Raw genomic sequence first — 9,759 nt, 5'->3', positions numbered from 1 at the left:
CTTGGCTCGCAAGAAGTCCACGACATTGCTGTGGCATTGGGCATCGATCCTGACATAGCGATCTTTCCCAGTTGCGTTACGGCAAAGTTTGTATTCTTGCTGATGCGGATTCTGATGGCTTACATATTGCCACCCTACTCTGTGCCCTATTCTTACGCCACTTCCCGAAATTGGTAGCGGAAGGACACGTTTATGTGGCAATGCCACCGCTTTATCGTATCGACATTGGCAATGAAGTCTATTACGCCCTTGATGAAGGGGAAAAAGAAGGCATTTTAGATCGGCAAAAAAATAAAAAAGGCAAAATCAATGTGCAGCGCTTCAAAGGGCTAGGCGAAATGAACCCAAGCCAGTTGCGTGAAACCACAATGGATCCCAATACACGCCGTTTGGTGCAGCTCACCTTTGATCAAGAAAATGAACAAAGTGAAACAGAAACCTTTGAATTAATGGATATGCTATTGGCGAAAAAACGTTCTGAAGATCGCAAAATGTGGTTACAAGCCAAAGGAGACCAAGTGGATTTGAGCGTATAAGCTCACCACCAAATAAGCAAGGAAACACCAATGAAAAAGACCTTTTTAGCCTTAATTTTCACCGCACTTTTAAGCGGCAATGTTATCGCCACAGAGCAACATTCAACCAAGTCCAATGCGGTTGAAAATACGAATACGGCGGAAAATACTAATGTAACTGAAAATACCAATTTGTCTGAAAACAAAAGTGCGGTGCAAAATGTGAAAATTTCTGATCTTCCCGTGATTGAAGCAGAACTCACCACCGCGCCAAATGTGCCAGCGCCTATTACGCGCGATTATCCTGCTCGTGTGGTGGTAAAACTGGAAGCGCTGGAAAAAATTATGGAAATTATGCCAAAAGTGCAATTCAAATATTGGACGTACAACGGTTCAACCCCGGCGCCATTTATTCGTGTACGCGAGGGGGATACGGTGGAAGTGCATTTATCCAACCCAATCAATTCCAAACTGCCACATAGCATTGATTTCCACTCTTCCGCAGCCCCTGAAGGCACGGCACTGGCAAGCAACACCGCACCGGGGCATACCAGTATTTATCAGTTCAAAGTGCTATCACCTGGGCTTTATCTTTATCACTGCGCCGCAATGCCTGGTGCGCCGACTCACATCGGCAAGGGAATGTTCGGTTTAATGTTGGTTGAGCCAAAAGAAGGCTTACCGCCAGTGGATAAAGAATTTTATATTGTACAGAACGAATTTTATACCCAAGGGGAATTTGGCGAAGCAGGCTTGCAAGTTTTTAGTATGCAAAAAGCGAGCTATGAACTGCCTGACTATGTGGTCTTTAACGGCCATTATGGCTCAATGCTCGGCGATAATGCGTTAAAAGCCAAAGTGGGCGAGAAGTTACGCTTTTATGTCGGCAACGCTGGGCCCAATAAGGTGTCCTCTTTCCATTTGATCGGCAAGCCTTTTGATACGGTGTATGTGGAAGGTGGTTCATTGCAAAATCACAATGTACAAACCACCTTAATTCCTGCTGGCGGCGCGATGATGGCTGAAACCACCATTCCTGTACCCGGCCCTTATCCTTTTGTGGATCATTCTATTTTCCGTACCGAAAAAGGCGCGAAAGGCGTGTTAATGGTAAGTGGGGAAGAAAATCCACAAATTTTCAGTGGAAAATTAAAAGATGAGCCTTACACCAAGCGCAATCCTGATGCGGACGTGTCCACAGGGTTTCAACATTAAAAATCGCGCAAAAAACCACCGCACTTTAATTTTAACGAATATAAGAGAAAAACAAATTTATGGCAGAAATTAATTACGAAGGCATTGAGCAAATGCCACTGCAAAACTTCACCGAAAGTGCCTATTTGAATTATTCAATGTATGTGATTATGGATCGCGCATTGCCCTTTATTGGTGATGGATTAAAGCCCGTGCAGCGCCGTATCGTCTATGCAATGTCAGAATTAGGGCTCAATGCCACGGCGAAATATAAAAAATCGGCGCGTACCGTGGGGGACGTATTAGGTAAATTCCACCCGCACGGTGATACCGCTTGTTACGAAGCTATGGTGCTAATGGCGCAGCCTTTCTCTTATCGTTATCCGCTTATTGATGGACAAGGAAACTGGGGGGCGCCTGATGATCCGAAATCCTTTGCGGCAATGCGTTATACCGAATCGCGTTTAGCCAAAATTTCAGAAATTTTGCTCAGCGAACTGGGGCAAGGCACGGTGGAATTTCAGCCTAACTTTGACGGCACATTAGAAGAACCCGAATACCTCCCCGCACGCCTACCGCATATTTTACTTAATGGCACAACGGGGATTGCCGTGGGAATGGCAACGGATATTCCCCCACACAATCTCAATGAAGTAGCCGATGCGGCGGTAATGCTGTTGGATAACCCAAAAGCCAATTTAGATGATGTAATGAGCGTGCTGCAAGGGCCTGATTATCCAACGGAAGCAGAAATTATTTCGAGCAAAGAAGATATTCGTAAAATTTACGAGCAAGGACGCGGCTCAATCAAAATGCGTGCGGTATGGAAAAAAGAAGATGGCGAAATCATCATTAGCGCACTGCCCCACCAAGCCTCGCCATCAAAAATCATCAGCCAAATCGCGGAACAAATGAATGCGAAAAAACTGCCGATGGTAGAAGATATTCGTGACGAAGCGGATCACAATAACCCAATCCGTATCGTGCTAGTGCCACGTTCCAACCGCGTGGATACCGATGCCCTAATGGCGCATTTATTTGCTACCACGGATTTAGAAAAAAGCTATCGTGTGAATATGAATATGATTGGCTTGGACAACAAGCCTGCGGTGAAAAATCTGCTGCAAATTCTCACCGAATGGCTGACTTTCCGCCGTACCACTGTAACCAGACGTTTACAACATCGCTTAGATAAAGTGCTGAACCGACTGCATATTTTGCAAGGTTTGATGATTGCTTTTTTAAATATTGATGAAGTGATCGCCATTATTCGTAACGAAGACAAGCCAAAGCAGGAATTAATGACGCGCTTTAATTTAAGTGATGAGCAAGCCGAGGCCATTTTAAACTTACGCTTACGCCAATTAGCCAAATTGGAAGAGCACGAACTGCAAGCGGAACAAGATAAATTAGAGCAAGAGCGGTTGAATTTAGAGCAAATTTTGGGATCAGAGCGCCGTTTAAATACGCTCATCAAAAAAGAAATTCAGCAAGATGCGAAAACCTTTGCTAGCCCTCGCCTTTCACCAATCGTAGAGCGTGCGGAAGCTAAAGCAATGGCTGAAAACGAAATGATCCCCGCTGAACCTGTTACCGTGATTTTATCGCAAATGGGCTGGGTGCGTTGTGCCAAAGGCCACGACATTGATCCGCAAGGGCTAAGCTACAAAGCAGGCGATGGTTATCTGGCGCACGCCTGCGGAAAAAGCAATCAGCCTGTGGTATTCCTTGATAGCACAGGACGCAGCTATGCGGTAGAACCACTATCCTTGCCTTCTGCACGCTCACAAGGCGAACCACTCACGGGCAAACTTTCCTTGCCAGCAGGGGCTACGGTTTCCCAAGTGTTAATGGAAAATGATGAGCAAAAATTATTAATGGCATCAGACGCAGGCTATGGATTTATTTGCCAATTTAGCGATTTAGTGGCGCGTAACAAAGCAGGTAAGGCCTTGATTTCCTTGCCAGAAAACGCTCAAGTCTTGCCACCATTAAGTTTACAAGAAAATAAAAACTTGCTGGCACTCACTTCCGCAGGCAGAGTGTTGATTTTCCCAGTGCAAGATCTGCCTGAATTATCCAAAGGAAAAGGCAACAAAATCGTTTCTATCCCTGCGGCTAACGCAAAAGATCGCAGCGAATTATTAGTACGCTTATTGTTAATTTCCGAACAAGCAAACTTGGTATTCCATTCAGGCAAACGTAAAATCACACTTAAAGCGGAAGATTTACAACGCTTCCGTGCTGAACGTGGACGCAAAGGCAGCCAGCTGCCAAGGGGCTTGCATAGTGGCGCAGAAATTGAAGTGATTGAGCCAAATCAATAAAACCTAAATATGCTTATAGGCGAATCATCAGGTTCGCCTATTTTTTCTCTTTTCTCTCGCTAAATTTTTGATATTGCTCACAAATTTTAACTTTAACGCAAGCTTTTTTATTTTTTCTGCTTTATGATGAAAAAAATGATCTCCGTATTATAGAGAGTAGAGAGGATAAAATGAGCCGTATTGAACAACATATTTCTCACCGTTTACAACACGCCTTAGCCCAATTAGAAAATCAAAATTTGGCACAAGATCTTTGGCATATTTTTGCCGAACAACATTTTCAAGGATTTCTACCGCACTTTGCCGTACAGCATTTATGCCAAAAACATCAATTAGATCCTAAAACCCTTTCTTTATTGTTGTTACCCGTGAGCGCAACCTATGCCAATCCAACCATCTCACAATTTAACGTGGGTGCGGTGGCAATTGGCGAAAGTGGCAATTTCTACTTTGGCGGAAATCAAGAATTCTGCGCCACCAATATTCAACAAACTATTCACGCAGAACAAAGTGCCATTTCTCATGCTTGGATGCGCAAAGAGAAAAAGCTCACCGACATCACGGTGAATTACACCCCGTGCGGCCATTGTCGTCAATTTATGAACGAATTAAATAGTGCAGACAGCTTGCATATTCATCTGCCGCATAGCCAAAACAATCTACTACATAGCTATTTGCCTGATGCTTTTGGCCCTGCAGATTTAGCCATTCCTTATCGTTTATTTGACGAAAAAACCAATGGTTTACAATTAACCACAAAAGATCCATTAATTCACACCGCACTTGAAGCCGCAAACCAATCCCACGCACCTTACACCCAAAGTTTCTGTGGGGTTGCGGTAGAATTACAAGATAAACAAGTTTTCCAAGGCAGCTACGCGGAAAACGCCGCCTTCAACCCAAGCCTCCCCGCCCTACAAGTGGCCATCAATTATCTTCTACTAAGCGGTAACGAAGTAGAAAACATCACCCGCGTAGTGATGGTAGAACACCCAGTAAAACTCTCCTACAAACAAATGGCCGAAGAATTATTAGGCTATTTAGGGGAAGTGAAGTTGGAGTATATTGCGGTTTAGTTCTCAATTTTCTCAAAAATTGCGGTTTAGTTCTCAATTTTCTCAAAATATGATCTAAATCACAGTAATATTGATTTAATTTCGGTAAGATTTTTTGTCTTACCGATCTTTTTAGTATTAAGGAGAAGAGCATGCAAGCCTCACTACAAGATATTCTCGATGTGGTTAAAGCAAAAAATCTAACCTATCATCAAAAATTAATGAGCTTAGGCTAATATTGCTGAGCGGCTATTTAATCCCATTGATTTATTAGGCTACACAGAAGAAGAATGGGAATATCTGCAAAATCATATGATTTGTGATTTATGTGAAGGCTATGCCATTTATCGTCCGCGTTATATTTTGCCTGACTATAATGTTTATATTCAAAAAGGCTGTAAGTTCCTTGACTTACCGCCACCAAAAGATCTTGATGAAGTGCTAGATGGCTTGCTCATTCTCTATTCCCATGTTCCGTCCATTACGACTTATCCCGTTTATATTGGACGCTTAGATGAATTACTCGATCCTTTCATTACTGACGAGAAGCAAGATTACATCAAAATTAAACGTTTCTTAAACCATATTGATAAAACTATTGCTGATTCTTTCTGCCACGCCAATATTGGCCCTTATGATACTAAAGCTGGGCGTTTAATTTTACAGGCGGTCATTGAGCTAGAAAATACCACACCAAATATGACTATTCGCTACGATAAACAAAAAACCTCGCGTGAATTTGCAGAACTTGCTGCTAAAGCCTGTTTATTGGTGTCAAAACCGTCTTTTGCCAATGATCCTTATTATATTGAAGATCTGGGAGAACAATATGGTATCGCCAGTTGTTACAATGCGCTGCCTGAATGTGGTGGTGCTTATACCCTGACTCGCTTAAGATTAGGTACTATCGGACGTGCTTGCTCAAGTGTTGATGAAATGGTGAATGAATTATTACCTAAAGTGGCAAAACTTGCCCTTTCCACAATGGATAAACGGCATAAATTTTTGATCGAAGAAAGCAATTTCTTTGAAAGCAGTTTCTTAGCGCAAGAAGAATTTATCAAGCGTGAAAACTTCACCAGTATGATCGCCATTGTAGGATTAGCCGATGCGGTCAATCATCTTTTACAACAAGAAGGCATTAACGAAACCTTCGGGCAAAGCCAACGTGGTGATGAGATCGCCACACTCATTATGGATAAATTGGAAGAAGTCAATAACGCGCATAAAGGGCTTTATGTGGAGCGTACCAATAATCGTTATTTACTACACGCGCAAGTGGGGGCGAGCAACCACGAAGAAGATAAGATGAATACGCCAGCACACCGTATTCGCGTGGGTGAAGAACCAACATTATTAGCGCATCTAAAACAATCGGCCCCATTCCATAAATACTTCCCTTCTGGTACAGGGGATCTCTTTGCTTTCGATCAAACCTATACTGATCATTTAGATGCGGTGGTGGATATTATTGATGGCGCTTTCGCACAAGGCTATCGCTACATTACAACTTATCTAAAAAATACCGATCTCATTCGCGTAACCGGCTATTTAGTGAAGAAAAGCGAGGTTGAGCGTTATCGCAAAGGCGAAGCGGTATTACGCGATACCACTTGGTATGGCTCTGGCACAGACGATTGCGCCAAGGTTTTTGATCGCCAATTACGCGATAAAGAAGATGTAACCGCTCATTTATAATGAAAAGCTCAGCTTCCCTCTCCGAGATCTATGTTCCTCTACATCGGATAATCCCCTTTTCCAATGTAGAGGGACAAGGCAACCGCACCAGCATTTTTCTGCAAGGTTGTAAGCTAAATTGCCTTTATTGCCATAACCCAGAAACTATTCCAAGAAAAAACAGCGAAGCAAAATTAGTCAGCTTGCAATATTTGTATGATCAGGTAATGAACGCCGTGCCGTTTATTCGCGGCATTACCGTTTCCGGCGGTGAACCCACCATTCATCATAAAAAATTAGTCCCACTTTTCACCGCACTTCGCCAGCAGGGTCTAACCTGTTATCTTGATAGCAGCGGATTTTTTGATTATGACAGCACGCAATCCTTAATTGCCGTAACCGATAAATTTCTCTTTGATCTCAAAGGTGATGGCTTAGGCTTACAAACACTCTGTTTTGAACGCCGCAATCAGCAAGGCAAAGTGCCAACTCAAATTATCCCCACAACGCAGCATATCAAAACAGAAAACCTCACCCGAAATTGGCAGAATCTCGCCAAATTATTACCGCACAATAAAATTGAAGAAGTGCGGTTGGTTTTTATCAAAGATTTTTTTGACGCCTACCACTTAGTGGAAAAAGCGGCACAACTGCTACGAGATTATCCCAAGGTGTTATTCAAAATTATTCGAGTGCATAGCAAAGGGGCAAGAGATGAAACTGGTTTAACCCCTTTTATTCCCACAGTGGAAGAAACTCAGGCACTGGCAGCATTTGCTAAACAATGCGGAATACAAAAAATTACCACAATTACCTAAATTCATTCATCAAGGAGCGTAACTATGGATCTCATTATCAGTATTGTCGGGGTTTTCGTCCTGCTTGGCATTGGCTTGCTGTTTTCCAACAACCGCAAAGCCATTAATTTCCGAACTATTTTTGGTGCCTTAGCCATTCAAATCGGCTTTGCTGCGCTGATTTTGTATGTGCCAGCGGGAAGAAATGCCCTGCTTAGCACCGCTGAAGGCGTAAGCAAAGTGATAAATTATGGTAACGAAGGGATCGCCTTTCTTTTTGGTAACCTTGCCGATCCAAGCAATGTAGGCTTTATTTTTGCTTTCAAAGTCCTACCAATTATCGTCTTTTTCTCAGCCTTAATTTCCGTGCTGTATTACATCGGCGTAATGCAATGGGTAATTAAAATTATCGGCGGAGGCTTGCAAAAAGCACTAGGTACATCAAAGGCAGAATCAATGTCGGCGGCTGCCAATATTTTTGTTGGACAAACCGAAGCGCCACTTGTGGTTAAGCCTTTTATTAGCCGAATGACCGAATCTGAATTATTTACCGTAATGGTAGGTGGAACGGCTTCCATCGCAGGTTCTGTATTAGCAGGCTATGCCGGTATGGGTGTGCCACTCACCTACTTAATCGCTGCGTCATTTATGGCAGCGCCCGCAGGCTTATTGTTCGCCAAATTGATGTATCCACAAACAGAAAAATTCAGCGACACCTTAGAAGAAAATGTCAAAACTGAAAAACCAAATAATATCGTTGAAGCGCTCGCCAATGGTGCGGCGTCAGGGGTAACGCTTGCCATCAATGTGGGCGGTATGTTGATCGCCTTTATCGCCTCTATCGCCTTATTAAATGGCTTAATCGGCGGAATCGGTGGCTGGTTTGGCTATGGCGATCTCACCTTACAAAGCCTACTCGGCTATTTATTCCAACCTATCGCTTTCATCATCGGCGTTCCTTGGCAAGATGCTGAAATTGCAGGACAAATGATCGGAATGAAATTAGCCGTAAATGAATTTGTGGGCTATTTAGAGTTCGCCCAATATTTACAACCTGATGCGGCTGTACAACTTAGCGATAAAACCAAAGCCATTATCACTTTTGCTTTATGTGGCTTCGCTAACTTCAGCGCGATTGCCGTACTCATTGGCGGAATTGGCAGTATGGCACCAACCCGCCGCTCCGACATCGCTCGTCTAGGCTTAAAAGCCGTCATCGCCGGCACACTCGCCAACCTAATGAGCGCTACTATCGCAGGATTCTTCATTGATCTCAGTGGTGCTGCATTGAGTTAATCAGTCAAAAATAAAGGCATAGCGGGAATATTCCTGCTATGCCATTAATAAAAAATTGATAAAAAAGCACCGCTCTTTAATTTCTTCTCTTTCTTAAGAGGCCCAACTCCCCCACACTAACATCACAAAAAACAGCAAGGATACTGCCATTTCTGCCATTCCGACTTGTTTAACGGAAAGTTTGTATTTGGGAAGCAAGATTGCGCGGATAAATGGGGGGACGAAAGCCAAAGCTAATAAATATTGCTGGCATAAGGCAAAACCGAGAATGCAGAGTAAATGGAATGCGATGGACGCGTACAGATAGCGTGGATTTTTGCGTTCACGCATTACGGATTTAACGTATAACGTTACGCCAACAAAAAATAAGCTTGGGTAGAGCGCAACCCAGTAGATTTTGTGATCGAATTGTGAATTGGCAAAATAATACGCTGCCATTCCTGCGATGGCGAAAATGATAATGCCGGCAAAATCGTTTAGCAAATTGCGCTCATCTTTTTGTTTTACATAGTAAATATTCACTGCGACAAACGGCAACATTGCTAGCAGGAAATATAAAATATGCCAGTTATGCCATAAGGCCGGCAAGGCAAAAAGTAAGCTGGCAGTGGCGTAAATTAGCGTCCATTTGCGATAAAGCTCAAGATTTCTGCCTTTGAATAAATTTAAAAAGGGATAGGTCATCAAATAAAGGGCGAACCACGCCAATAACAGAAATAAATGCAGCGTGATCGGTGTGGAAAGTAACATTCCGTATAAAAACGGCATCAGTGCCATTACGATAGCACCGTGTTGATTGGAAATAAGCAGTTTCATAATAACAAATAAGTGCGGTGAAAAATTGCCAAGAATTTTAGCTATTTTTGCGCATAATCGCTATAATCCTTGCGAATTATTT

At 43.0% G+C, this 9,759-nt stretch carries 6 protein-coding genes and 2 pseudogenes; 7 read left to right on the top strand and 1 reads right to left on the bottom strand.

The annotated features are described in order from the left end of the window. The 7 genes and pseudogenes from C3Z13_RS03435 to C3Z13_RS03405 form a co-directional block, all read left to right on the top strand. Positions 1–536 (top strand): annotated as a pseudogene (locus C3Z13_RS03435) (DNA topoisomerase IV subunit B); the annotation flags it as partial. Positions 537–566: 30 nt separating this feature from the next. After that, positions 567–1,730: a copper-containing nitrite reductase gene (gene nirK / locus C3Z13_RS03430; RefSeq protein WP_103855001.1), complete on the top strand. Its 1,164-nt coding sequence runs from the start codon at positions 567–569 to the stop codon at positions 1,728–1,730. A gap of 59 nt (positions 1,731–1,789) precedes the next feature. Further along, positions 1,790–4,036 carry a DNA topoisomerase IV subunit A gene (parC, locus tag C3Z13_RS03425; protein ID WP_103855000.1) on the top strand — a complete coding sequence of 749 codons (2,247 nt, stop codon included), beginning with the start codon at positions 1,790–1,792 and terminating at the stop codon, positions 4,034–4,036. A gap of 170 nt (positions 4,037–4,206) precedes the next feature. Continuing rightward, positions 4,207–5,112, top strand: coding sequence for a cytidine deaminase (gene cdd / locus C3Z13_RS03420; RefSeq protein WP_103853001.1), 906 nt, complete (start codon positions 4,207–4,209; stop codon positions 5,110–5,112). Between the two features lie 131 nt (positions 5,113–5,243). After that, positions 5,244–6,789: pseudogene (locus tag C3Z13_RS03415) on the top strand (YjjI family glycine radical enzyme). After that, positions 6,789–7,586, top strand: coding sequence for a 4Fe-4S cluster-binding domain-containing protein (locus C3Z13_RS03410; protein ID WP_103854999.1), 798 nt, complete (start codon positions 6,789–6,791; stop codon positions 7,584–7,586). Before C3Z13_RS03415 ends, C3Z13_RS03410 begins: the two are co-directional and overlap by 1 nt. A gap of 24 nt (positions 7,587–7,610) precedes the next feature. Then, positions 7,611–8,861: a NupC/NupG family nucleoside CNT transporter gene (locus tag C3Z13_RS03405; RefSeq protein WP_103853004.1), complete on the top strand. Its 1,251-nt coding sequence runs from the start codon at positions 7,611–7,613 to the stop codon at positions 8,859–8,861. Between the two features lie 93 nt (positions 8,862–8,954). Here C3Z13_RS03405 and C3Z13_RS03400 read toward each other — a convergent pair whose 3' ends face one another. After that, the gene (locus C3Z13_RS03400; RefSeq protein ID WP_103854998.1) at positions 8,955–9,677 is read right to left on the bottom strand and encodes a YwiC-like family protein; all 723 of its coding nucleotides are present in this window, start codon (positions 9,675–9,677) and stop codon (positions 8,955–8,957) included. Positions 9,678–9,759 lie beyond the last annotated feature (82 nt).

Source organism: Avibacterium endocarditidis, assembly GCF_002921145.1.
Lineage (GTDB): Bacteria > Pseudomonadota > Gammaproteobacteria > Enterobacterales > Pasteurellaceae > Avibacterium > Avibacterium endocarditidis.
Note: the sequence above shows the minus strand (reverse complement) of the source record. Positions and strands in the feature narration are given on the sequence as shown.